This is a genomic window from Janthinobacterium sp. NFX145, from assembly GCF_049810325.1.
Taxonomy (GTDB): Bacteria; Pseudomonadota; Gammaproteobacteria; order Burkholderiales; family Burkholderiaceae_D; genus Janthinobacterium; species Janthinobacterium rivuli.
The window spans coordinates 2,306,678-2,330,822 of sequence record NZ_CP187360.1 but is presented as its reverse complement, the minus strand read 5'-3'; the positions used below and the strand labels follow the sequence as shown (position 1 = coordinate 2,330,822).

Genomic DNA, 24,145 nt, shown 5'->3' with positions numbered 1-24,145 from the left:
AGTGCCTGTCTCTTACGCCACGGCCAGGGTGCGCCGTTCGCGCAGCAAGGCCGTGAAGGCTTCGGCGGCCAGGGGGCGGCTGAAGTAATAACCCTGCATTTCGTCGCAGCCGTGTTCCGTCAGGAAGTCGACCTGTGCGCGCGTTTCCACGCCTTCGGCGATAACGCGCATGTCGAGGTTGTGCGCCAGCGAGATGACGGAGCGGGCGATGGCCGCGTCGCTGCTGCTGGTGGTGACGTCGTCGACGAAGGATTTGTCGATCTTCAGCACGTCGATGGGAAAACGCTTCAGATAACCGAGACTGGAATAGCCGGTGCCGAAGTCGTCGAGCGAAATGCCCACGCCGATATCCTTCAGGCGCGTGAGGGCCGCCACCGCCTTGTCCGGGTCGCCCATCACCGTGCTTTCCGTGATCTCGATGCCGAGGCAGGCGGGCGCGATGCCGTATTTGCGCAAGGCCGCCTCGACGAACGGCACCGTGCGGTCCTGCGCGAACTGCTTGCCGGACAGGTTGACGGCCACCTTGACGCTGCCCAGGCCCGCGTCGTGCCAGGCGCGGATTTGCGCGCACACGCTTTCGAGCACCCATTCGCCGATGGCCGTGATCAAGCCGTATTCCTCGGCCAGCGCGATGAACAGGCCCGGCGGCACCTTGCCCAGCACCGGGTTATCCCAGCGCAGCAAGGCTTCCGCGCCCAGCAAGGCGCCCGTGCGCAAGCACATCTGCGGCTGGTAGTGCACTTCGAATTCATCGCGGCCGATGGCGCCGCGCAGCTGCTGCTGCATCGCCAGGCGGGCGCGGATATCGCTGCCCATGCGCTCCGTGAAGAAGGCGTAATGGTCGCGCCCCATTTCCTTGGCGCGCACGAGGGCCGTGTCGGCGTGGCGCAGCACGTCGTCGAGGCTGTCGCCGTCGGCCGGGCACATGGCGATGCCGATGCTGGTCGTCAGCGCCAGGCGCTCGCCATCGACGCTGAGTTCTTCGCGCAAGCCGGCCAGGATGGTTTGCGCCAGGCCCAGGGTGCGTCCCAGCAGGGCGTCGTCCTGCAGCAGGATCTGGAATTCGTCGCCGCCCTGGCGCACCACCGTGTCGCCCTCGCGCACGCAGCCTGACAGGAAACGCGCCACCACTTGCAGCGCCTTGTCGCCCACGGCCTGGCCGTGCGAATCGTTGATGTTCTTGAAGCGGTCCAGGTCGAGGCACATCAGCACCACCTGCTGGCCGTCGCGCTGCGCGTTCGCGCGCGCCTGTTCGAAACGCTCGCGCAGCAGCACGCGGTTCGGCAAACCCGTCAGCGCGTCGTGGTAGGAGAGGAAATCGATCAGATGCTGCTCGGCCTTGCGCTCGCTGATGTCGAGGAAGACGCCGATGTAGTTGACGACGGCGCCACCGGGGCTGTGCACGGTGGAGACGCTGAGCAGGCAGGGATAGGTGTCGCCGCTCTTGCGCCGCGTCTGCACCTCGCCCGACCAGCAGCCGCTGCTGCGCAAGCCCTGGCGCAGGGCCAGCAGCACCGCTTCGCCCGTGTATTCGGCGTGCAGGCGCATGATGTCCGTGCCCACCACTTCCTGCGCCGCGTAGCCGGTGATGCGGGTAAAAGCGGGATTGGCCGTGACGATGACGCCGGCAGCATCGGTGATCAGGATGGCGTCCTGGGTCGCTTCGAAGACCTGGCCCGACAGGCGCAACAATTCTTCATTGGCGCGGCGGATCTGCACTTCGCGCGCCAGGGTGCTGGCCACCTGTTCCAGTTCGGCCGTGCGTTCGGCCACCCTGCGTTCCAGGTTGGCGCGTTCCTGCGCCAGCTGCAGCTGCGCCCGCGCCAAGCGCACGTGGGCGTCGGTGCGGGCCAGGATTTCCTCGGCCTGGAAGGGCTTGGCGATGAAATCGACGGCGCCCAGCGCGAAGCCGCGCACCTTGTCGTCCGTATCGTACTGGGCCGACAGGAAGATCACCGGCACCTGGCGCAGGGACGGTATCTCCTTCAGGCGGCGACACACTTCAAAGCCGTCGAGGCCCGGCATGCGCACGTCGAGCAGGATCAGCTCCGGCGGACGCGCCTGGGCCGTCCACAGGGCCAGTTCGCCGTTTGGCGCCTGGCGCACGGCATAACCGGCGCCGCCCAGCAAATCGCTCAACAGTTTCAGTGAAGCCGGCGTATCTTCAACGATCAGTACTTCGCCCTTCGAGTTCACTTCCGAAAAATCGCGGTGCATGTAGCAGTTCTCTCAGCTTTGGATGAGGCGCGGCGATCGGCTGCCGCGCTGGACAAGACATTTCTTTGCGATGAACTACGTACTATCATCATAATCTTTATTGCAATTTAGCACCATCCATCGGCGCCACTTAGTCCGTCTTTTCAGCGAATCCGATGTTGTCAGCCCACACTTTTCAAGCGGGTGCCAGCGCGCCTTCACTCTCCAGCAAGTCGCACAGCTGGCGGTACTGATGCTGGTCAAGCATGGCCTGCAGCGGCGCCAGCACGGGCGCCGCTGCAGGCGGCAAGGCGCCCAGCAGCAGGGCCACCCTGGCCAGGTTCAATTCGCGCAGCGCCACCAGCAAGGCCGCGCGCTCGTCCCCGGCCAGCAGCAGCAAGTCCTGCGCCCGCAGTGCCGGCGGCGCCTCGGGCGCCGGCGCTACTGGCAACGGCACGGACACCTGCACGGGCGCCTCGGCCGCCTGCGCGGGTATGCTGAAACGGAAGGTGGCGCCCTGCCCCGGCATCGATTCGACCGTCAGTTCGCCTTTCATCAATTGCACGAATTCGCGCGAGATGGCCAGGCCCAGGCCCGTGCCATCCTTCGGTCCCGCGCTGTCGGCCTGCACGAAGGGTTCGAAAATGCGCTGCTGGTCTTCCGGGGCGATGCCGATGCCCGTGTCACTGACGGCGAACGACAGCATCCATAGCCCGCCATCGCGCCGCTCGCCGCGCACGCGCAAGGCGATCTCGCCGCCGCCGGCGAACTTGACGGCGTTCGACATCAGGTTCAGCAGCACCTGGCGCAGGCGCGTCGCATCGAGCACCACGGCCGCCGGCAAGCCCGCGCAATCGAGGCGCAGGGCCAGCCCCTGCTGCTCGGCGCGCATGCCCAGCATGTCCATCACTTCCTGCAGCAGGGGCGCCAGCGCCACCACGGCCGTTTGCGCATGCAGGCGCCCCGCCTCGCCTTTCGACAGGTCGAGGATTTCATTGATCAGGGTAAGCAAATGATTGCCGGAGCGGTGGATGATGGCCAGGTTGCGCTTTTCATCGTCCTGCATATTGGGCGAGGCGGCCATCAGGCGCGAAAAGCCGATCACGGAATTCAAGGGCGTGCGCAGTTCGTGGCTCATGTTCGCCAGGAAGGTGCTCTTGGCGCGGTTCGCCGCCTGCGCCTGGCTGACGGCCACCGACAGGGCGCTGGTGCGCTCGGCCACCAGTTCTTCCAGGTGATGGCGGTGGCGCAGCAGTTCCAGTTCGGCCTCGCGATGCGCCGTGATGTCGTAGTTCGAGCCCACCAGGCGCATGGGCTGGCCCCGCCCGTCGCGGAAGATCACGGCATCGGCCTTGATGTAGCGGATGGCGCCATCGGGCCACAGGATGCGGTACTCGTGCGTGAAAGCCTGGCCGGCGTCCAGCGCGGCGCGCAGGGCCTCTTTCGCGGCCGGCACGTCGTCCGGCACCAGCGCCGCGCGCCAGATCGCCGCCGGCGCCACCGTGCTGTCGGCATCGGCCTTGAACTGCGCGTACATCTGTTCGTCCCACTGCAAGGCATCGTTGATGACGTTCCAGTCCCAGATGCCGATGCTGGCCGCGCCGGTGGCCATCTGCACGCGCTCCTCGCTGCGCTGCAAGGCGCGGTAACGGCTGTCGAGCAGCGCCACCATGTCGCGGATGGAGCGGTACAGTGTGCGCAGTTCGCCCAGGAACCACGCTTTCGGCGGCGTGCCGAATGCTTCTCCCTGCCCCGCCTGGACGCCGGCCGCATACTGGCCGATCGCCTTCAGGGGCTTGAGCATCAGACACCACATGAGCAGCCAGATGCTGGCCACCAGGATCACGTCGAGCGCCACGATCATGGCGCCAATGCCCAGCGCGCGCTGCCGCAGCTGCGCGTGCAGCAGCGCCGGCGTCGCATACACGGCCACGCTGCCGATGACTTGTCCGCCCATCGTCACGGGGCGCCGCTGCACCAGCCAGCCCGGCTCCGCGGACAGCGAGGAAAAACTGTCGATGGCGCCGCTCGCGGTGCGGCGCAGGACCAGCGCCTCCTTGCCGATGCCCGGCGTCAGGGAACTGGCCACCAGGTCGCGCTTGCCCAGCATGCTGCGCATGATGGCCTGCATCTGCTTTTCATCGAGATTCCACAAGGGTAGTTCGATGGCCACGGCCAGCTGGTCCGCGCTCACGGCCAGGCTGCGATGCAGCTGCTGCCAGCGCTGCTCGCGTTCGGACTGGTAAAACAGCACGGCAAACACCAGCAGCAGCGCGGTGACGACGAAGGTCAAGGCCACGCTGACGGCCAGCACGATGGACACGCCGCCCAGGCGCGCGCCTCTGGATGCCTGCATCGTCATGCGTCTTCGCCCTGCGGCTCACTGGCCAGCTGCGCCAGCAAGGCGCACAGCGGCTGATACTGATGCTGTTCCAGCATGGCGCCGACATGCGCGGCCAGCTGCGGCAGGCTGGTCGCCACGCCGGCCAGCACGATGGCGCTGCGTCGCAAGTCGAGGGCTTGCACGGATTCGAGCAGCGCCTGACGCTCGTCCGCGCCCAGCTGGCCCAGCGACTGCTGCAGGTCAAAGGCGACGGACGGCACGCGCGGCGGCATGGCGCCGGTGCGCTGAAAGCGCACGCCCAGTTGCTGCTCCAGTATGGCGAACAGGTGTTCCTGCTCGATCGGCTTGCGCAGGAAGCCGTCGGCGCCGGCCGCCAGCGCCTCCTGCTTTTCTTCCTCGAAGGCGGAAGCGGTCATGATCACCAGGCGCGGCTGCACCAGCGCCGGCTGCGCGCGCAGCCAGCGCGTCAGCGCCAGGCCGTCCATGTCCGGCATGCGCCAGTCGCTGAGCACGATGTCGTAGCGCTGCGCCGCCAGCATGGCTTGCGCCTGCACGCCACCCGCCGCTTCCTGCAGCTGGAAGCCCAGCGGCGCCAGCAAGCCGGCCAGCAGCTTGCGGCAGTTGTCGTCATCGTCGACCAGCAGCACCGTGCGCCCGCGCTGGCCCGGCGGCAGGCGCGCCACGCGGCCCGGCGCCAGCGGCGCGGCGGCAGGGCATTGCACGCAGGGCGCGCGCAAGTCGAAGTGGAACACGGAGCCGTTCCCCAGGGCCGATTCGACGCGCAGCTCGCCGCCCATCAGACGCACGAATTCGCGCGAAATGGTCAGCCCCAGTCCCGTGCCGGCCTGCGCCACGGCGCTGTCGGCCTGCACGAACGGTTCAAAGATGCGTTCCAGGTCGTCTTGCGCGATGCCGCTGCCCGTATCGCGCACGGCAAACGCCAGCGCCACTTGCCCATCGCCGTCCGCCTGGCACGCCAGCGACAGGGTCACGCTGCCCTGCTCGATGAACTTGAGCGCGTTCGACAGCAAATTGAGCAGCACCTGACGCAGCTTGGCGCCATCGAGGCGCACCAGCGGCGGCACGCCGGAACGTTCGAGCCGCAGCGCGATGCCCTGGTCGCCGGAGCGCATACGCACCATTTCGAGCACCTCGTCGAGCAAGCCGTTCAAGTCCACGGGACCCGCCTGCAGCTGCATGCGGCCCGCCTCGATTTTCGACAATTCCAGGATATCGTTGATCAAGGTCAGCAAATGGTGGCCGGCGCGGTTGATGATGGCCAGGTTATGCTTTTCTTCCTCGAACATGCTGCTCGAATCGGCCATCATCTGCGAAAAGCCGATCACGGAATTCAAGGGCGTGCGCAATTCGTGGCTCATGTTGGCGAGGAAAACGCTTTTTGCGCGGTTCGCCGATTCGGCCTCGGTGACGGCCACCGACAGAGCCGCCGTGCGCTGCTGCACCAGCTCTTCCAGGTGATCTCGGTAGCCGAGCAGCTCCTGCTCGCTGTGCTTGCGCTCGGAAATGTCGACGATGCCGCTGCGCACCAGGCGCCGCCCTTCCATCGGCAAGCGCACCAGCCGCACTTCGCAGGGGAAGATGCTGCCGTCGGCGCGCCGCACATTGCGTTCAACGAGGATCGGTTCACCCAGCATGACGCGGCGCAGATGCTCTTCCATCATCAGTCCCAGCGGCAGGCCATCGGGCTGTTCGCCCGTGTACAGGTCGAACGGCCCGCGCGCCAGCAGCGCTTCGCGCGACATGCCCAGCATGCGCTGCGCGCTGCTGTTGGCATCGATGAAGCGGTCCAGGTCCAGGTCGTACACGACGATGGCTTCCGGCGCATGTTCGACGAGAATGCGGAAGCGCTGCTCGCTTTCGCGCGCGTCGCTCTCGGCGCGGCGCAGACGGCGGCGCTGCAGCAGCAGGGCGCTCAGCATGCACGCCATGGCGAGAAACACGGCGCCAACCGACAGCACGGCGACGCGGTGTTCGTGCCACAGCTGCGGCGGGCGGTTGAAGAACAGGGTGTGCGGCGGCAGCCGGCTGAAGTCCGCATCCCAGCGCTGCAGCTGTTCCCAGTCATACATGGGCACCGGACGGACCGGCGGCAGCAAGGCGCCCGGCGCGGCAGGCGCCTTGCCGGCCAACACGGCCAGCGACATCTGCGCCACCTGCTGCGCAGCGCCTTCGATGTGCAGGATGGAGCCGCCGATGATGCCTTTTCCCACGTTCGTGTTGTACATGCCGAAGGCGGGCACATTCGCCAGCCGCGCCAGTTCGCCGGCAAACTGCACCGGCGTGGCGATGGCGCCGTCCACGTCGCGGTTGACGTTACCCGCCACCAGCAGCGTATCGGCGGGCAGGTGCGCCACGGTCGCGCGCATCTGCGCCAGGGTCAGGTCATCGAGATAGCGCATGGCCACCTTGCCCTGCCACGCCTGCGCCGCCTGCTGCATGCCGCGCTTCAAGGCCTGGTCGGCCTCGCTGGCGCCGACGGCCATGACGATGGTTTTCGTTTCCGGGAACAGCGCCATCGCTTGCGCCAGGGTACCGGGAAAATCGACGTTTGCCTTTTGCTGCCAGATGGCCAGCGGGCTGCCGGCCGGCAAAGCCTTGCCAGAGGTGTTAATCGCCAGCACAGGCACGCCGCGCGCCAGCGGCGCCAGGTCGGACAGCAAAAAATCGAGCGCCGGCTGCTGCATGGCGATGATCAGGTCGGCCTTGCGCCCCATCATCTGTGTGTATCTTAAAAGCAACAAATCCCGCATCTCGTTGCGCAGCGCCGGGTCGCCCTGGGTATTGAGGTTCAGGTGCTCGACCATGATGTCTTCGCTGGCCAGGCCCGCGGCGGCCATGGCGGCCACATAGGTGCGCGTGTACGATTCCACGCCAGCGCGGCCGTAATCGTAAGCGTTGAGAAACAGCACGCGCTGACCCTGGTGCGGCGCCGCAGCGATCGTGGCCGTGGCCGGCGTCGCAGCCGGCACGGCGGCAGGGGCCGCGGCAACACACAACGCCAGCAGCAATGCGCGGCCACAGCGGCGCACCGCTGCCCTGCCCATCGCGCCGCCAGGCACATCACGCATCATTCGCCATGCCCATGCTCACTCTCGCTGTCACCATGTTTCAACCAGGCGCCGACTGCTCAGCCACCGACACTTACAAAAACATGATAACGTCAACTGCAGGGGCAAGTCTATTGCTTAGGGCAATCTTTTGACAAGAAACCCGCTCGCAACACCCACCATCATTGCGCGGCGGCGCCACTGATACCGAACAGTTCCAGCTTCAGCCCTTTTATCCCGGATGGCACATAAATCGCAATCGCCTGGGCCTTGATCATGCTGTCATAAATACTGCCTTTGTTGTCGATCGAAAAGTAATACGTATTGGGCCGCACCGGCACTTCTGAAGGAACCTGGGCCATATGGCGCAACTCGGCGCCCGGAAGTGCCCGGCCAAGCAATAGTTCGATATTGTCCGGAGAGGATATTTTGAACTGCAACGGCACCGTGGCAACCAGTTCCAGCGCCGGCATATCGGCGTTGACAGCAAGACAGAGTTCGGTCTGGCGGTCAATCCGCTTGGCATCGAGCAAGCCGTGATAGTGGGTGTTCTGTTGCGTGTCGTTGGACAATGCAATCGGGAAGTAACGCGACAGCAGCACCGTATCGATCAGGTCGCGAATGATGCCATCGAGCTTGCCGAAACCGGGAGCCGCGTCGTCGTGACAATACGCCGGCAAGTCGCTCAATGTGTATTTTTTCGAAAACGTCATCAAGCCACCGGCCAACGCCATCAGTTTTTCAAACAAATATACGGGGTGGTGGCGCCGGTAACTGGCGCAATGACTGAGCGTGGCGCTGGCCGTGCTCAAGGTGTTGAGCATCCAGAACGAGGAGACATCACCGCCATGAAATTCCACCGTATTTTTGCCGGGCTGACGGTGGCGGCTGTATAGCGCCTCGATTTTCGCGCCCATGCGGTCGATCAGCGACTCGAGCATTTTCTGCAGCGAAGGCTCGGCGCTGATGGTCAGGCCCGGCGCAATGAAGGAGGCATCGATTTCAAAGCCGCCATTGCCGGCGCGGTACAAACGGATCACCGGAATGGCAAGGTAATCGTTCAGGGGATCCAGTTGCGACAGCAGATACACGCGTTTCTTCAGGTAAGCCACGTCGATGCTGACTGCCTCGCTGTACAAATCCGGGGTTTCGATATCCGCCTGGACATAGCGCGCGCCGGCAGCGCTCACATTGCCGCCGTGTGCCTGCAGCGCGGGCAGCGCGGCATAAAACGTAAAACTATGTTCGCTGGAAGGCAGCTTGGACAGGTCAACGGCACCGGGCAAGACATCGCCAAGCGGCGCGTCAAACAGTTCGCCATCCTGAAAGACGAGCGACATGGCGTCCGCCCGCAGGCTATTGTTGGCCAGTGCATCCGCATTCCAGCTGACGCCATGCACGCCCCATAAATGTGGATTGATGAGTGAGGCCAGACGTTGCAGGCGCGCTTCATGGTAGCGGTCCAGCTGCTGGAATTGCTGGGGGCCGATGGCCAGCCCCTCGGACCACAGTAATTTGGATGGCAATGTCATGGCGTTCTCCATATTGACCGTTGGAATCATGCTGCCTTGCCAGTCTGATGTTGCCAGCTTGAAAGTCCTTGATGTTGCGCAGCAACCCTGCTCAATTATTGCGCAAACGCAATTTACCTTGGAGCAAACGCTCGGATACTGGCCATTCCGCGTGAAGACACAGGAAAGATCGAGATGGAGGACTTGCTGCCGTATTTCGAACGCGAGCTGGTGATGCTGCGGCGACATTGCCGTGAATTTGCCGAACGCTATCCGAGAATCGCCGGCAAATTGCACATGTCCGGCGAGTCTTGCGAAGATCCGCACGTCGAACACTTGATCGAATCGGTGGCCATGCTGGCGGCACGCATCTCGAAACGGCTCGATGACGACTATCCGCAATTTACCGAAGCCTTGTTCGAAGCCCTGTTCCCGCATTATCTACGTCCATTTCCATCGTGCACCATCGTGCACCAGTGCGCCCCGGCGGCTGGAACGGGTGTAGCGCACCTGCCGGCCGGCAGCGAAATGGACGCCACGCCTGTGCGCGGCGTGCGCTGCCGCTTCAAGACGGTCTACGCCATGACGACAGGCGCATCGGTACTGGAAAGCACGGTTTTCGATGCGATGATCAAGCCGCCGCCAGGCGTGCGCCTGCCCGTATCAGCCAGTTCCTCGCTGAACATTGGCATCCGGCATCTCGACGCGGCGCCCGCGTCACTGCGCGTCTTCATCGATGGCGAGGCTTCTTTTTCCGCCGCCTTGCGCGATGCCTTGTTCTTGCATGCAGTCTGCGCTTTTGTGTCCATCGACGCGGTGCAATGGATGGCGTTACCCGCCGTGCCGTTGACGCCCGTCGGCTTCGCCGACACGGATGCCTTGATACCGTTCGGTGCCCGCTCGCAGCCGGCCTACCGCATCCTGAGCGAATATTTTGCGTATCCGGAAAAATTCAATTTCTTCGACATCGATATCGCGGCGCTGAGTGCGGCCCTGCCGCCTGGTTGCCAGCGCTTTACCCTGCATCTGTGCATGGCCGGTTTGCGGCCCGATTGCGCTGCGGCGCGCATGCTGTCGAGCATTTCCAGCGACAACTTGAGGCTGGGCTGCAGTCCTGCCGTCAATCTCTTCCGCCAGGAAGGCGTGCCAATCGCCGTCACCCAGCAGAAAACCGACTACTCCGTGCTGGCCCATGCGACCCATGCCCATGGCTACGAAGTCGTCACTGTCGATGCGGTGCGTTTGCTGCGCCAACGTGGAGGCGAAAGCACGCTGACCGAATTTCGCCCACTGTACAGCCTGCGCCATGGCGAAGGTACGGCGCAACAAGGACACTACTGGGTCGTGCGCCACGACATGGCTTTGGCCATCAACAGTCCTGGCCACGAAAAGAAAATCACGCTGGTCGACAGCGACTTCAATCCCTTGATCAACGAAAAAGCCAGCTTGTCGCTGTCGCTGACGTGCAGCAACCGTGACCTTCCGCTGTCGCTCAAGTATGGCCAGCCGCAAGGAGACTTGCAACCGTGCGGCGGCGGACCCGCACTGCACATGCTGCGACGCTCCAGCCAGCCGCGGCGCTTTTCACAGGGCGCGGGCCTGCACTGGCGCCTGATTTCGCACCTGACGCTGAATCATCACGCGCTGGTCCAGGATGGCCTGCCGGCGCTGCGTGAAATGCTGACGCTGTATGACCAGTCTCAATCGGCAAGCTCGCAACGCCAGATCGGCGGCATCGTCGCGCTGGCGCACTCGCCGACCACGATATGGCTGCGGCACAAGCGCGGCACCTCGCTGGCGCATGGCGTGGAGGTGCGCATCACGCTGGACGAGGAGGCGTTCGTCGGCACCAGCATGCACCTGTTTGTGCAGGTGATCGATCACTTCCTTGGGCTGTATGTGCAAATCAACAGTTTCATCGAACTGGTGGTGCTGTCAGGGCAAAGCGGAGAGGAGCTGATCCGATGCAAACCAAGAAGCGGCCTGCAGAATCTGGTGTAATGCACCACTTGCTGACCGAGCCCTACCGCTACCAGTTCGTGCAGGCGGTGCGCATTCTGCTGTGCTGGCTACGTAGTCAGAACGTGTCCCATGCGCAAGCCTTCAGTCAGGAGTTACGCTTCAAGAACAGCGTATCCTTGAGTTTTCCCGCCAGTGAAATCGAACAGCTCTCGCTCGACGAGAATGAACAGCTGGCCTTGATACCGACGTTCATGCGTTTTCTGGGCGTCGGTGGTACCTTGCCCTTGCACCACTCGGACCGCATCGCCGCCTACCGCTTGTCGAGCAAAGACGCTGGCGTCTCGGCCTTTCTCGATATCTTTTCGCACCGCATGCTCACGCTGTATTACCAGGCGTGGGAAAAGTATCGACTGGAATCCACGCTGCAGACCCAGGCCACGGATGTACAACTGCCTTTGCTGATGGCACTGGCCGGCGTGCGGCGCGCTGCGCTGCCGCCGGGCGGCGAAGCTGATGCCGTGACGCAGGACGTCGCGGCCTGGTACGCGGGGCTGCTGCGCTGCCGCCCCGTCTCCGCGCAGGCGATTGGCCCTGTGCTGGCCGAATACTGCGGCGTCCCCGTCACCGTGCAGCAATTTGTCGGTGGCTGGGACTATCTGGAAAGAAACCGCCGCAGCCTGCTCGGCAGCGTCAACTTTACCCTGGCGCGCGGCGCAACGCTTGGCCTGCGGCTGTGGCGCCAGGACATGCGCGTATGCCTGCATATCGGCCCGCTCGATCCCGCTGGCCTGCAACGCTTCCTGCCGCGCAGCGCAGGCGCGGCGGCGCTGGCAAAGATGCTGGCGCTGTTTGGCGTACCGGACTTGCAATATGAAGTGCGGCTGATACTGAGTCCGCCATGTATTACCCCCCTGCTCCTGAGCGCCACCCCGTCAGAAAGACGGCGCCTGGGCTGGACGACGTTCTTGCAGACAGCACAAAACAAGGTCCGCGGCGCGGAAGTGCGTTATCTGCTGCAGCTGGCTTGAGCAGTTCATCCCTGGAAAGCGAGGCAAGCATGAAACATGCGGGACGCGGCGTCATCCGGCTTGGAGACGCAACCGATCACGGCGGCAAGGTCACCAGCGCATCGTCCGGTACTACCGTGATGGGGAAGACGGCGGCGCTGGCCGATGACACCACGTTCTGCCCCAAGTGCAAGGGCAGCTTTGCCATCACGCCCGATGGCGCCGGCGCAAATCACATGGGCAAGCCCTACGCCTATGACGGCGATGCCACCGCCTGTGGCGCCCATCTGATCACATCGCTTTAACGGAGGCAGGCCATGCATGCAAGCATCCAGGCGGCACTGTCGGCTTTCGACCTCGCCGCGCAAGAACGGCGCCTGCTGAAAATCGACTTCCCCCATGCAGATGGACCAGGTGGCGCCATCCTGCTGGTAAATTCGCTGAGCGGCACGGAAGAGGTGTCGCGCGACTTCCGTTTCGAGGCCGAACTGCTGTCCGATGATGCGCACATCGCGCTCAAGGCCATGCTGGGCCGCATGGCGACCATTTCCATGGTGCGCGACGATGGCACGCTGCGCTACTTTAACGGCTATGTGGGCGAGTTTTGCCTGCTGCGCGCCGATGGCGGCTTTGCGTGGTACCGCATGGTGCTGCAACCATGGCTGGCCTTCGCCCGGCTGCGCCAGGACAATGTGTCCTTTCATGGCCAAAGCGTGATGCAGTTGACCGAAACGACCTTTGCCCACTACGAGCAGCGCGACTGGAAAACCAGCATCCACGGCGACGACCCGCAAATCACCTGCGCCAATCAGCACAATGAAACCGACTACAACCACCTGCACCGGCGCTGGGAGGCGCTGGGCTGGCATTACTGGTACGAACACCGCGCCGATGGCCATACCTTGTGGCTCGCAGACAACAGCACCCTGGCGGACATGATCGCCACGGTGTCGGGCGACGGCGCCATGCGTTTTCACTCCGAATCGGGCTCCATGGAAGACGATGGTTTGCAACAGTGGCAAGCCGTGCGCCGGATCGGCTCCGGGCAAATGACACTGGCCAGTTTCGACTATAAAAATCCCCAGCCACGCCTTGCCAGCGGCTACTCCCTGAATCGCCAGGGTGATGTATTTGCCCACGAACTGTACGAAAACACGGGTGCCTATGGTTATAAGAATGTCGATGATGGGGAGTCTCTGGCACAGCGCCGCATGGAAGAAAGCGACCATTTGCGCCAGTATTTCGAGGCGGCCGGCAATCACCGTGGCGCGCAACCCGGTCTTTGTTTCCGGCTCGATGGCCATTTCAGCGCCGAGGAAAAACGCTATCAGCCTGGCCAGGAGCGTCCGGACAGTATTGCCGAACGCGAATACCTGATTTTGTCAGCCGAGCATAGCGCCAGCAATAACTATCAGATTGGCCCCAGCGCGCCCTCGCACTATGCGAACAAACTGGTGTGCGTGCGCCGGGACATCCGCTGGCGCCCGGGACGCGGCTACAACAGCACGCCGTGCGTGGTTGCCGGGGTGCAGACGGCGCTGGTGGTCGGGCCAGCCGGGGAGGAAATCCATACCGATGCGCTGGGACGCATCCGCCTGCAATTTCACTGGGACCGCCTGGGCGAATTCGATGAGCGCAGCTCGCCATGGATACGAGTCATGATGCCGATGGCGGGGCCGCAAATGGGACAGATCGCCCTGCCGCGCGTGGGCCAGGAAGTCGTCGTGCAATTCCAGGACGGCAATATCGACCATCCCATCGTCATCGGCGTGGTCTACAACAGCGCCAATCCGCCGCCGTGGCAGCTGCCGCAGCAGCGCGCCCTGTCCGGCTTGCGCAGCCGCGAACTGGGCGCCCGCAGCGCCAACCACCTGGTGCTCGACGATACCAAGGGCGCGATCCAGGCACAGCTGCGCAGCGAGCACCAGGATAGCCGCCTTTCATTGGGCAACATCACCCGCATCGACGACAACGCCGGCCGCAAGGAAGCGCGCGGCGTCGGTTTTGAATTGGCCAGCAACGCCTGGGGCGCCCTGCGCGCAGCCAAGGGCATGCTGATCACCACAGAAACATCAACAGGAACGGGATCAGTCAAGCAGCTCGACGAAACACAGGCCCGCCTGGCGCAGGCACGCCAGCTGCAGCAAGACCTGGCCGGCATGGCAGTTGACGCGGGTGCGCAAGACAGCGCAGCACAACAGGGCGCCGTCGCCGAGTCCATCCAGCGGCAAAACGCCGCGATCAAGGGCGCCGGCGGCGATTTTCCCGAGCTGTCCGAAGCGCATTTGCTGCTGGCCAGTCCGGCCGGGATCGAGCTGAGCACGGCCCAGTCCATGCACCTGGCCGCCAGCGAGCATGTGGCGCTCAGCAGCAGCAAGCATATTTCACTCGCCAGCGGCGACAGCATGTTTGCCAGCATCGCCAACACCTTCAGCCTGTTCGTGCACAAGGCCGGCATGAAACTGATCGCGGCCAGCGGCAAGGTGTCCATCCAGGCCCACAGCGACGAAGTGGAAATCCTCGCCCAGAAAGTGCTGTCACTGATCAGCGAAGCGGACTGGGTCAACATCAAGGGCAAGAAAGGCATACGCCTGCACGGCGCCAACCACATGCTGGAAATCAGCGACAAGGTGCAATTCTTCACCTCTTCCCCTGTGCTCTTCAACGGCAACCTGGAAACCCTGGCGCCGAAGAGCGTGTCGCAGGAATTTAATGAGAGGCCAGTAGCGCGTTTTGATCAGGCCGTTCGACTGCTGCAAGTCGATGGTACACCAGCTCCCGATATAGCTTTTGAGTTAATACGCGAAGATGGCCACAGAATCTGTGAAAAGAGTAGCAGTGACGGGCACACCCCAGTACAGAAAGGAGACGGTATGGATAGCTACACAATACGCTATAAGGGAGAACTTCCATGAATGACGATACGGATTTGAATGAGCATGGCAATCATCAAGGCGAGTTTCGGCAGACTGTTGGTGGGTGGGCTGAATACACCGTCAATATGACAGAAATCAACGACACGATCCGTCATGACGTAACTATTCCCCCAGGAAAAATAATTCCTATCATCTTTTTACCAGGCGTGATGGGTAGTAATTTACGCATGAGCAAGGTACGCCAGAAAGAGCTGGACAAAAGCGATAACATCTCTTGGCGGCCAGATGACATGATGAGCGTGGCCGGAAAATGGAGTGTCGTAGAAGGTTATGGCATAGGTGGATGGTATAAAAATGCATCACCGAGAGATCGACAGATGGCCCTTGACCCAAATGAAACCGAGGTCGAATATTATATTTACAGCACAAGTCAAGGAAGATTTGAACCTAGTGGCAGCCTCACAGGACTTTCCGATTTTCGTCACACTAACATTCCGCATGATTTTGCTGGAGTGCCGCCATTGATTGCTATTAGTCCAAGAAAAATAAAAGAGAATGCAAAGTACAACATTCCAGGAATAGTAGATACCAGCTTACCCCCAGCCTTGCGTGAAACACCGGCACAAATTGCACGTTGGCGCGGCTGGAGCGAGATACTTTTTATTGGGGCTTATGGTGAAATGCTAAAGACTGCCGAATTTTTCATGAATAACATTATCAGAGAAAAAAATATTCTTCCGCATTGGCAGATAAGAGATATTCATACCAAGAAAAATCAAGGTCCATATCCTGAAATTTCAAAATTAGTGCTACAAGCACCCAGCGCCTTCGGTGCCACATCCGGCGCTGCAATTACCGAGGCTGATCTAAAAAAAATATCTCCATGCTGGTATCCTGTTCACGCCATGGGCTACAACTTCTTGCAGAGCAATGCTATCTCCGCCGGTGTCATCGCTGAGCGGATACGTGGACTTGTCAAAGGCTATGTGGGCTGCGGATTCAAATGCGAAGAGGTCATTCTCGTCACACATAGCATGGGAGGTCTGCTTGCACGCACCTTAATGCATCCAAGTTATGGAAATCTTGTTAACGACAAGGAAGTAAAAGTACTTGGCGTCTATCATAACGTCATGCCGTCGATAGGTGCGGCAAGCGCCTATAAACGTATGCGCTTCGGTTTTCTGGAAAAATCTGACCCATTCAATAAAAAGACGGCACAAGTTTTGGGAATTAACGGAGAGCATGCAACTGCAATGGTAGCAAATGCTCCAGCTGCATTGGAAATGATGCCGAGCGTTGCCTACGGCGCGAATTGGCTCAAAGTCGTGGACGACAAAGATCGAATTTTATGGAGCTGGCCGCAAGAAGGTCAGAACGCACTCGATAGCATTTATCTACGACCAAGCAGTAATTGGTGGCGTCTAATTAATCCAATGTGGGTAAATCCAGCAAACATTTCCCATGAAAAAGGTGGCGGACTAAAAAATGTAACCCAGCGAATAAAAGATGCTTTTGCATTTTCACACTCCATCGAAAAATACTTCCACAAACAAACATACGCTAGTTACTGCGAATCAAAAGACTACCTGTCTTATGGCGAGGTAATCTTCAAAGTTACTGATGGCATGGGTGGTGGACTGACAGATTTTTTTAAGAAATTTACTCCTCCTCATGCAGAGAAATGGAAACTAATCAACGATGATGCAAAAGGAATCCTGACCGTTCAAACTGGATCACGCATACTAAAACTCAAGTTGCAGCCTGCAAAAGAGCTTGGAGATGAAACAGTTCCAGCAATCCGGTCTGCCCGCCATATTACAGGAAATATTTTTCGTCATGGATTAGCAGATGGTAGCGGCTATGAACACCAAAATAGTTACTTGAACAAAAACGTGCTTGCATCTATGCTTTACTCCATAATTCAAATTGCAAAATTAGCAAATTGGGATAAAAAATGAAATCGATTTTTATTAAATATATTTTAATAATTTTCATATCTCTCCCCATAATTGCTTGCACAAAAAATTCTATGATTAAGGAGGAAATTATGCCTGAAAAAACGAAATTGAATGAGCGATTGGAAAAAATGTTTTCAAAAACTAAATTATTATGTTTCGGCCGCTATGCCTTGGAAGTTCCAGTCGAATCGAAACTTATTATTGGAAGCAATACTATTGACGTGGAAAAAATAACAACAAATAATTTGCATTTTAAAATAGAAAAAGACATAGAAGAAATTCTTAAAAAAAACAAGAGCGCAGAAATCACATACAACCTTGAAGGCCCAATTAAAAATAGTTGGCAATTACGCTATTACAACAGCATTCATGCAAAGGAAATGAAATTTCTATTTTTTAAAACTTATATTACAAAAGGAGATTTTACATTTATTGCTGGAGATGCTGTAGATGTGGATATCGGGGAACGAGAAGAAGAAATTGCTCGTCGACAGCTGCTTCTCGCAAAAAACATACGGCTGCGTGATACGGACGAAATTCCTTCAGACCCTGGGGTTTGCTTCGAACATGGCTTCCTGGCAGAAAATTTATATAAAGAGCAAGAGATTGACAACGTCGGAATTCATTTTCCAAGTATCCCTGATATAACTTTTTCGGTGAGTTCCAATAAGGATGCATACGGCGATTACTCTTCAGAAGAATTTGAGAAGCGACTGCGTGGCGAATTATCCTTGCTCAACCGCATACAGAGTGCAAAAGACATACAGGGGGCGACTTATCCCAAGCGGAACTTGTTACGCGAAGGGAAGCGGGACGTTCAGCATTGGAAGGGGGAAGAGTCACTCATCCTGCGCCCTGATGGAGTACATGATTTTGAATGGGCATTGGTAGGCAAGCCGAAAGACATCGCAAATCCATCTGTACTGGAAGTCAAGATGTACACCAAAGTCGCCCACAACATGGTCGGCGCCGCCGAAGCCGCGTCACTGACCGACGAAGAAGCCATCGCCTTGTGGGACAAGCTGCTGTCCGGCTTGAAGTTCCGGGTGAAAGTGCCGGGTGCGCCGCCGGGTTCGTACTATATCGATCCCGACAAGCCGGCGCAGTGACGGCTGGATCAGCTCATGCTGGCGCCATGCCGGCCATTGCGCTAGCATGATCCTTTTGCCCCGAAAGCGTCCATGCCCATCACCCTGCGCCCCGCCCTGCCCCTTGACATCGACGCCCTGTGGGCTCTGCGCACGGTGGCCGTGCGCGTCGGTTGCGCCACGCATTATGCGCCGGAGCAAATTACTGTGTGGACGGCCTCGCCTGTACCGCCAGCGTATGCCGCCATGCTGGCTGCGGGTGGCGGCATCGTGGCGATGCAGGACGAGGCCATTGCCGGCTACGCCATGCTGAATGTGGATAAACATGAAGTAGACGCTGTCTTTGTCGATCCCGCGCGCGCGGGACTCGGCATCGGCAAGCGCCTGCTGGCGGCGCTGGAAGACCTGGCGTGCGGGCGCGGCATTGCGCGCCTGCACCTGTCCGCGTCGCTGAACGCCGTGCCGTTTTACGCGGCGACCGGCTTTACGGCCTTGCGCAAGGAAGCGTATGCGCACCCCAGCGGCATCAGCCTGGCCAGCGTGGCGATGGAAAAGGCGCTGGAGGCCGCCTGAGCCGTCAATCTTTTGTAGCCGCAGCTTCGGACTCGGCCAGGCATTGCTGCAGCTTCGCGATCAGGGCGCGCACTTCGTCGTCGCCCAGGTCCACCGGGTCGCCCTGCGCGCCGACGGCGATCAGGCAGATGGCCGAGCCGTCGTACCAGGCGTCGAGGCGTTCCTTGCCCTCATTCATATTGCTCTGACTCATGTCGCATATCTCTCAGTAAATCAACCGGTGCCGCGATGCTGGCACCGCCTTGCGGCACGGGAAACACGGAAGCCAGCTGGCCATTGCTTGCCATGCCAGGCAGCCACTTGCTCAGGAAATCACCAAGCGCGATGGCGCGTGGCTGGAAATGTTCCCAGTCGCCGCTGGCGCACGCTTGCGCGAATGCGGCTTCCGGCCAGAATGGGATGGCGACGTGGCCATGGGCTTGCGCCGTGGCCCAGCCTGCATGATACAAGCCCCACACTTCTTGCGTATCGGCCACCTTGCGCACAAAGTACGCATGGCGTTCGCCGGACGGCAGGCCCATCACCTGCTTGAACTTTTCAGGATGCACGGTTTTCCCCTACCCCGTCCCATACCCGCAGCTGCGGCGTACACCAGCCCGTCACCATGTCGAGGGCATCCAGTATCACGTCTTCCAGCGGCCCCTCCTGCGTGGCTGGGCGCAATTCCTGCAGCAAGGCGGCCACCTGATCCGCCGTCACGCCGCTGGCCTTGTAGCGCAGCAAGATGGCGCGCAGCGTGAGCAAACCTGCCCTGGCGTCCAGCGCGGCCAGCAAATCCTTGTCGATCTCGGCGATGATGGTTTGCGTGGTTTGCAGCATCTCAATCCGCTTCCCACGCGATGCCGGCCGGCCGCGCGCCGCCTGTCTTGAAGAACGCGATGAAAGCCTGCTGGCATTGTTCCACATCCACGCACCACGCGTCCGGATACACATCCACCTGGCCATTGGACAGCAGGTAGCTGCATTCCCCCGTTTCCTCCTCGTCGCCCAAGGAATGAAAGCTCAGCTCGTCCTGACCCGACAGATACATCAGCCAGGCATTGCCGCCATTGCGCAGCATGCACAGGGCCGCACCCTGCTCGGCATCCGTGGCCATGGTCAGCCACAGTTCGCACTGGGCCAGCGCACGCGCGTCCAGCAGCGCCTGCTCCAGCGCGGGCACGCTATCGACCACACGTGGCTCGCCATGCAGATTCAATTCCATCGTCATGCTTTTTCTCCGTTCAAGTCATCCATGGCCAGCGCCGTGCTCAGATACAGCTTGCCGCTGAGGTCGTGCAGCAGGCTGCTCTGGCGCAGGCGGTCCATCACGGGGCCCTTCACTTCGGCCAGGTTCAGGCTGATGCCGCGCTTGCTCAGCGTGCTGTTGAGTTCGATCAAGCCCAGCAAGGCCGTGCTGTCGATCTGGTTGACGGCCGACAGCACCAGCACCAGGTGGCGCGCCGTCGGGTGGCCGCGCAACTCGTCTTCCACCCTCTCCGTGACGGCTTCGACGTTGCCGAAGAACAGGCCCGCATCGATGCGCAGCAGCAAGACGTCCGGCAAGGTTTGTGCTTCATAGCGCTCCACGTTGCGGAAGTGCTCGCTATTCGGGATGCGGCCCAGCACGGCGATATGCGGGCGGCTGGCGCGCCAGATCAGGGTACCCATCGACAACAGCACGCCGATCACCACGCCCGCTTCCACACCCAGCACCAGCACGCCGGCCGTCGTCGCCAGCAGGGCCAGCGCATCGCTGCGGTCGTAGCGCCACGACAGTTTCAAGGTATCCCAGTCCAGCAGGCTGGACACGGCAAAGATGATGGTAGCCGCCAGCACGGGCAGCGGCAGCAAGGCCAGCCAGCCCGTGGGCGCCACCAGCGCCAGCGCCAGTAACCCAGCCGTGATGATACTGGCCAGCGGCGTGTTGGCGCCCGCCTGGAAGTTGACGGCCGAGCGCGAAATGGAGCCCGTGACGGGGAAGCCGCCCGACAGCGCGCTGGCCACATTGGCCGCGCCCAGGCCCAGCAGTTCGCGGTTCGTGTGCAGCTTTTCTCCCCGTTTTTGCGCCAGGGTCTGGGCGGCGGACATGCTCATCAGGAAGATGATGAAGGCGATCAGCAGCGCCGGCGACAGCAGGGTGCGCCAATGGGCGCCAGAGGTAGCCAGGTTCAGGCCGGGCAAGCCGCTGGGCACGTGGCCCGTCGTCTGCACGCCCATCGCTTCCAGGCCGCCATAGGCGACCAACGCGATGCCGGCCAGCACCAGCGCCATCGGCGCCAGGCGCGCACCCACGTCGGCCGCCACCTGGTTCAAGCCGCAGCGTTGCAGCAGGCGCGACAGATAGCGCTTGGCCAGCCACAGGAACAGCAGGCCGGACAGTCCCAGCACGAGGCTGGGCGTGTGCCAGTGGGGAAGCGTCGCGCCCAGGAGCGGCGTGATCTGGCCCCAGATGATCAGGATCGCGGCGCCATTGCTGAAACCGCTGATCACGGGGCGCGATAAAAAACTGGCCATGAAGCCCAGGCGCAGCACGCCGCACAGCAGCAGGACGAGGCCGCTGATGAAGGCCAGCTGGGCGGCCAGGACGATATATAAAGAGGAGCCGGGGTCGGCCAGCGGCGCCAGGGCGGCGGCCGTCATCAGGGAAACGATGGCCATCGGGCCCACCGATTGCGTCATGCTGCTGCCGAACAAGGCGTACAGCACAGGCGGCAGGATGCTGGCGTAGATGCCCACCACGGGCGGCAAGCCCGCCACCAGGGCGTAAGCCATGCCTTGCGGCACCATCATCATGGCGACGACGATACCGGCAGTAATGTCTCCGGCCAACAGAGGACGCCGGTATTGCCTGAGCCAGAGCAGCATGGATGATCCCAAAATCTGAAAACCGAAGCCTATCATGCGACGAGGCCGGCTGACAGGGGGACGTGCTTACGCTTGCAGCAATTGCGCCTTCACGGCGTCGAGGATTTCCGTAGACAAGGCTTCGTCATCGATGGAACGGGCCAGCACCATGGCGCCCACCATGGCGGCAAACGTCGAAATGGCCTGCTGGCGCCGCTCTTCCGGCGTCCCCTCGGGCAGCAATCCTTCCAGCAGCGCGAACTGCTGCCGCGTCGCCTTCGTAAACGCGGGACGCGCGCCGGGCGACATGCGCGCCACGTCGACGCCCATGGCCGCCGCCGGGCAACCACCGCCGGGCTGGTCGCGGTGCCGGGTGGTCAGATAGCTGCCGACGATGGCGGGCAGCGCCTGCTGCGGATCGCTGGCGACCTTTGTCCGCCAGCCTTCCAGCGATTTCTCCAGGGCATGCTGGCACGCCTCGATCATCAAGTCTTCCTTGGACGCGAAATGGCCATAGAAGCCGCCGTGCGTGAGGCCCGCGTTCTTCATCAGGTCGGCCACGCCGATGCCGTCATAGCCCTTTTCGCGGAACAATCTGGCCGCCACCTCGACGATGCGCTCGCGGTTCAGCGCCGCCTGTTCCCTGCTTACCTTCATGCTGCCCTCCCATATTTATGTCAATCATCATATAACTTTGCATCCGTTTGCGCCACTCTGTTAGCAAGCGCACCGTTTGATGCGCATGCCGCGTCGATACTGAACCTTCGTTTCCAGGGAGGCCAGCATGAACGAGAACAAGGACCAGTCCGCCGGTAACTTGCAGCGCAGCATCCAGCAAGAGCAGGATCAACGTGATACCGCCAAACCCGCCGAGCAGAAAAGCCAGCAGCCCGTGCAGACGGGCCACCGCAGCCAGCCTGCCCCGCCCCTGCCCGCCCAGCATCTGGACAAGCCTGGCATCGAAGGGCAGATGCAGTTGCAACCACGCTTCCTGGCGCCCGACTATTGCGGCAGCGGCAAGCTGGCCGGCATGGTGGCCATCATCACGGGCGGCGATTCCGGCATCGGCCGCGCCGTGGCCGTGCTGTACGCGCGCGAAGGGGCCGATGTCGCCATCATTTACCTGAACGAACACGCGGACGCCCACGAAACCAAGCGCTATGTGGAAGCGGAAGGCCAGAGCTGCCTCTTGATTGCCGGCGACGTGCGCGACCAGGGATTTTGCCAGCAAGCCGTCAGCCAGGTGCTCGATAAATTCACCCACATCGACGTACTGGTCAACAACGCCGCCTTCCAGGAACATGCCGAATCCTTGCTCGACCTGAGCGAGGAGCGCTTCGACCTGACCATGAAAACCAATGTCTACGGCTACTTTCACATGGCCAAGGCCGTGCTGCCCCATTTGCAGCGTGGCGCGTCCATCATCAATACGGGCTCCGTGACGGGCTTGCAAGGCTCGAAGCACTTGCTCGACTATTCCACCACCAAGGGCGCCATCCATGCGTTTACCATGGCGCTGGCCGGCAACCTGCTCGACAAGGGCATCCGCGTGAACGCCATCGCACCCGGCCCCGTCTGGACGCCGCTCAATCCGGCCGACAAGTCTCCCGAGGACATCCAGAAATTCGGCGCGGACACGGACATGCGCCGTCCGGCCCAGCCGGAAGAACTGTCGCCCGCCTATGTTTTCCTGGCCTCGCCCGCCTGTTCCAGCTACATCAGCGGCATCGTCCTGCCCGTCACCGGCAGCGTGGGGGAATAAGCGATGGCGCGCGCACTGTGGAAAGGCGCCATCAGCTTCGGCCTCGTGCACATCCCCGTCGAGCTGATTTCCGCCAGCCTCGACCATGAACTGGACTTGTCCATGCTGGACCGGCGCGACTTCGCCCCCATCGGCTACAAGCGCTACAACAAGCAGACGGGCAAGGAAGTCGAGTGGGACGACATCATCAAGGGCTATGAATACAAGACGGACGAGTACGTGGTGCTGTCCGAGGAAGATTTACGGCAAGCCAATGTGAAGGCCACACAAACCATCGACATACTGGCCTTTGTCGATGCGCTTGAGGTGCCGCTGACCTTTTACGAGCACCCGTATTATTTGCTGCCCGCCAAGGGTGGCGAAAAGGTCTATGCCTTGCTGCGCGAAACCTTGCGCAAGGCGAATAAAGTGGGGATCGCCAGCGTGGTCATGCGCACCAAGCAGCATTTGTGCGCGCTCGTGTGCGTGGGCGACGCCATCGTGCTCAACACCCTGCGCTACGCCGATGAGCTCCGTCCCACGGATGACCTGGACTTGCCCGGCAGCAGCCTGAAGGCGGCCGGGATTTCCGACAAGGAACTCAAGATGGCCCTGTCGCTGGTGGAAGGCATGAGCGAAGCGTGGGAACCCGGGCAATATCACGACAGCTACCGCGAAGACGTGCTGGCGCTGGTCAAAAAGAAAATCAAGGCGAAACAGACCAAGACCATCACGCCGCCCGCGCCCGAACCGGCAGAAGAGCAAGACAGCAACGTCATCGATCTGATGGCTCTGCTGCAGCAAAGCCTGGGCAAGAAAGCGCCGGCCGCTGCACCCCGCAAGCGTGCGGCCGCGTCCACCGCGCGCAAACCGGCGCCCGCCAGGCGCAAAGCGGCCTGAAGCACGCTTCGCAGCCAGGAGAACCTTGCATCATATAAATGAATTGACTTTGATCAAGCTTCTCGCTACGTTATGCACAGGCCTGCCGTCCGGCA

General features: G+C 61.2%; 19 protein-coding genes. 9 read left to right on the top strand and 10 right to left on the bottom strand.

Annotated features, from left to right (window positions below; translation table 11 throughout):
• Positions 1–12: 12 nt before the first annotated feature.
• The 4 genes from ACPJXG_RS10375 to tssK form a co-directional block, all read right to left on the bottom strand.
• Positions 13–2,217, bottom strand: a complete 2,205-nt coding sequence (locus tag ACPJXG_RS10375; protein ID WP_425254172.1) for a two-component system response regulator — start codon at positions 2,215–2,217, stop codon at positions 13–15.
• Between the two features lie 175 nt (positions 2,218–2,392).
• Positions 2,393–4,552: a sensor histidine kinase gene (locus ACPJXG_RS10370; protein ID WP_425254171.1), complete on the bottom strand. Its 2,160-nt coding sequence runs from the start codon at positions 4,550–4,552 to the stop codon at positions 2,393–2,395.
• A gap of 2 nt (positions 4,553–4,554) precedes the next feature.
• Positions 4,555–7,632 carry an ATP-binding protein gene (locus tag ACPJXG_RS10365; RefSeq protein ID WP_425254170.1) on the bottom strand — a complete coding sequence of 1,026 codons (3,078 nt, stop codon included), beginning with the start codon at positions 7,630–7,632 and terminating at the stop codon, positions 4,555–4,557.
• Positions 7,633–7,790: 158 nt separating this feature from the next.
• Positions 7,791–9,368 (bottom strand): type VI secretion system baseplate subunit TssK, encoded by a 1,578-nt coding sequence (gene tssK, locus ACPJXG_RS10360; protein WP_425254169.1) that lies wholly within the window; start codon positions 9,366–9,368, stop codon positions 7,791–7,793.
• Between tssK and tssF the strand changes: the two genes are divergently transcribed.
• The 7 genes from tssF to ACPJXG_RS10325 all read left to right on the top strand — a co-directional run bounded on the left by tssF (position 9,315) and on the right by ACPJXG_RS10325 (position 18,583).
• The gene (gene tssF, locus ACPJXG_RS10355; protein WP_425254168.1) at positions 9,315–11,120 is read left to right on the top strand and encodes a type VI secretion system baseplate subunit TssF; all 1,806 of its coding nucleotides are present in this window, start codon (positions 9,315–9,317) and stop codon (positions 11,118–11,120) included. The two genes, tssK and tssF, sit on opposite strands and share 54 nt — an antisense overlap.
• A complete protein-coding gene (gene tssG, locus ACPJXG_RS10350; protein WP_425254167.1) occupies positions 11,120–12,109 on the top strand; it encodes a type VI secretion system baseplate subunit TssG in 990 nt (329 codons plus the stop codon). The genes tssF and tssG overlap by 1 nt, the downstream gene beginning before the upstream one ends.
• A complete protein-coding gene (locus tag ACPJXG_RS10345; RefSeq protein WP_425254166.1) occupies positions 12,106–12,393 on the top strand; it encodes a PAAR domain-containing protein in 288 nt (95 codons plus the stop codon). The genes tssG and ACPJXG_RS10345 overlap by 4 nt, the downstream gene beginning before the upstream one ends.
• 12 nt (positions 12,394–12,405) lie before the next feature.
• Positions 12,406–15,003, top strand: coding sequence for a type VI secretion system Vgr family protein (locus ACPJXG_RS10340; protein ID WP_425254165.1), 2,598 nt, complete (start codon positions 12,406–12,408; stop codon positions 15,001–15,003).
• Positions 15,000–16,922, top strand: a complete 1,923-nt coding sequence (locus ACPJXG_RS10335; RefSeq protein ID WP_425254164.1) for an esterase/lipase family protein — start codon at positions 15,000–15,002, stop codon at positions 16,920–16,922. The genes ACPJXG_RS10340 and ACPJXG_RS10335 overlap by 4 nt, the downstream gene beginning before the upstream one ends.
• An 89-nt stretch (positions 16,923–17,011) precedes the next feature.
• Positions 17,012–18,031 (top strand): T6SS immunity protein Tli4 family protein, encoded by a 1,020-nt coding sequence (locus tag ACPJXG_RS10330; RefSeq protein WP_425254163.1) that lies wholly within the window; start codon positions 17,012–17,014, stop codon positions 18,029–18,031.
• A 72-nt stretch (positions 18,032–18,103) separates the two neighbouring features.
• Entirely contained in the window at positions 18,104–18,583 is a 480-nt protein-coding gene (locus ACPJXG_RS10325; RefSeq protein WP_099400596.1) for a GNAT family N-acetyltransferase, read from the top strand.
• A gap of 4 nt (positions 18,584–18,587) precedes the next feature.
• Here the strand turns inward: ACPJXG_RS10325 and ACPJXG_RS10320 are convergent, their stop codons facing one another.
• The 6 genes from ACPJXG_RS10320 to ACPJXG_RS10295 all read right to left on the bottom strand — a co-directional run bounded on the left by ACPJXG_RS10320 (position 18,588) and on the right by ACPJXG_RS10295 (position 22,066).
• Positions 18,588–18,776 carry a hypothetical protein gene (locus ACPJXG_RS10320; RefSeq protein WP_158300013.1) on the bottom strand — a complete coding sequence of 63 codons (189 nt, stop codon included), beginning with the start codon at positions 18,774–18,776 and terminating at the stop codon, positions 18,588–18,590.
• Entirely contained in the window at positions 18,754–19,131 is a 378-nt protein-coding gene (locus ACPJXG_RS10315; RefSeq protein WP_425254162.1) for a DUF2750 domain-containing protein, read from the bottom strand. The genes ACPJXG_RS10320 and ACPJXG_RS10315 overlap by 23 nt, the downstream gene beginning before the upstream one ends.
• Positions 19,121–19,402, bottom strand: coding sequence for a hypothetical protein (locus tag ACPJXG_RS10310; protein WP_099400594.1), 282 nt, complete (start codon positions 19,400–19,402; stop codon positions 19,121–19,123). The genes ACPJXG_RS10315 and ACPJXG_RS10310 overlap by 11 nt, the downstream gene beginning before the upstream one ends.
• A 1-nt stretch (position 19,403) precedes the next feature.
• On the bottom strand, positions 19,404–19,793 hold the full coding sequence (locus ACPJXG_RS10305) for an Imm1 family immunity protein (protein ID WP_099400593.1): 390 nt from the start codon (positions 19,791–19,793) through the stop codon (positions 19,404–19,406).
• Positions 19,790–21,430 carry a SulP family inorganic anion transporter gene (locus ACPJXG_RS10300; protein ID WP_176388514.1) on the bottom strand — a complete coding sequence of 547 codons (1,641 nt, stop codon included), beginning with the start codon at positions 21,428–21,430 and terminating at the stop codon, positions 19,790–19,792. Before ACPJXG_RS10300 ends, ACPJXG_RS10305 begins: the two co-directional genes overlap by 4 nt.
• 66 nt (positions 21,431–21,496) lie before the next feature.
• Complete coding sequence (locus ACPJXG_RS10295) at positions 21,497–22,066, bottom strand: TetR/AcrR family transcriptional regulator (RefSeq protein ID WP_425254161.1); 570 nt, start codon at positions 22,064–22,066, stop codon at positions 21,497–21,499.
• Between the two features lie 127 nt (positions 22,067–22,193).
• Between ACPJXG_RS10295 and ACPJXG_RS10290 the strand changes: the two genes are divergently transcribed.
• Positions 22,194–23,171 carry an SDR family oxidoreductase gene (locus ACPJXG_RS10290; RefSeq protein WP_425254160.1) on the top strand — a complete coding sequence of 326 codons (978 nt, stop codon included), beginning with the start codon at positions 22,194–22,196 and terminating at the stop codon, positions 23,169–23,171.
• 3 nt (positions 23,172–23,174) lie between these two features.
• Positions 23,175–24,050: a Ku protein gene (locus ACPJXG_RS10285; RefSeq protein WP_425254159.1), complete on the top strand. Its 876-nt coding sequence runs from the start codon at positions 23,175–23,177 to the stop codon at positions 24,048–24,050.
• The last annotated feature ends 95 nt before the right edge of the window (positions 24,051–24,145 follow it).

Excerpts from the sequence above, each read along its gene's own strand:
- ACPJXG_RS10310 (WP_099400594.1), bottom strand. The coding sequence starts at position 19,402 with ATGCTGCAAACCACGCAAACCATCATCGCCGAGATCGACAAGGATTTG.
- ACPJXG_RS10365 (WP_425254170.1), bottom strand. The coding sequence starts at position 7,632 with ATGATGCGTGATGTGCCTGGCGGCGCGATGGGCAGGGCAGCGGTGCGC.
- tssF (WP_425254168.1), top strand. The coding sequence starts at position 9,315 with ATGGAGGACTTGCTGCCGTATTTCGAACGCGAGCTGGTGATGCTGCGG.
- ACPJXG_RS10320 (WP_158300013.1), bottom strand. The coding sequence starts at position 18,776 with ATGAGTCAGAGCAATATGAATGAGGGCAAGGAACGCCTCGACGCCTGG.
- ACPJXG_RS10300 (WP_176388514.1), bottom strand. The coding sequence starts at position 21,430 with ATGCTGCTCTGGCTCAGGCAATACCGGCGTCCTCTGTTGGCCGGAGAC.
- ACPJXG_RS10375 (WP_425254172.1), bottom strand. The coding sequence starts at position 2,217 with ATGCACCGCGATTTTTCGGAAGTGAACTCGAAGGGCGAAGTACTGATC.
- ACPJXG_RS10340 (WP_425254165.1), top strand. The coding sequence starts at position 12,406 with ATGCATGCAAGCATCCAGGCGGCACTGTCGGCTTTCGACCTCGCCGCG.
- ACPJXG_RS10290 (WP_425254160.1), top strand. The coding sequence starts at position 22,194 with ATGAACGAGAACAAGGACCAGTCCGCCGGTAACTTGCAGCGCAGCATC.
- ACPJXG_RS10305 (WP_099400593.1), bottom strand. The coding sequence starts at position 19,793 with ATGACGATGGAATTGAATCTGCATGGCGAGCCACGTGTGGTCGATAGC.
- ACPJXG_RS10285 (WP_425254159.1), top strand. The coding sequence starts at position 23,175 with ATGGCGCGCGCACTGTGGAAAGGCGCCATCAGCTTCGGCCTCGTGCAC.
- ACPJXG_RS10370 (WP_425254171.1), bottom strand. The coding sequence starts at position 4,552 with ATGCAGGCATCCAGAGGCGCGCGCCTGGGCGGCGTGTCCATCGTGCTG.
- ACPJXG_RS10295 (WP_425254161.1), bottom strand. The coding sequence starts at position 22,066 with ATGAAGGTAAGCAGGGAACAGGCGGCGCTGAACCGCGAGCGCATCGTC.
- ACPJXG_RS10335 (WP_425254164.1), top strand. The coding sequence starts at position 15,000 with ATGAATGACGATACGGATTTGAATGAGCATGGCAATCATCAAGGCGAG.
- ACPJXG_RS10325 (WP_099400596.1), top strand. The coding sequence starts at position 18,104 with ATGCCCATCACCCTGCGCCCCGCCCTGCCCCTTGACATCGACGCCCTG.
- tssG (WP_425254167.1), top strand. The coding sequence starts at position 11,120 with ATGCACCACTTGCTGACCGAGCCCTACCGCTACCAGTTCGTGCAGGCG.
- tssK (WP_425254169.1), bottom strand. The coding sequence starts at position 9,368 with ATGTCGCCGCAGCATCACCAGCTCGCGTTCGAAATACGGCAGCAAGTC.
- ACPJXG_RS10330 (WP_425254163.1), top strand. The coding sequence starts at position 17,012 with ATGCCTGAAAAAACGAAATTGAATGAGCGATTGGAAAAAATGTTTTCA.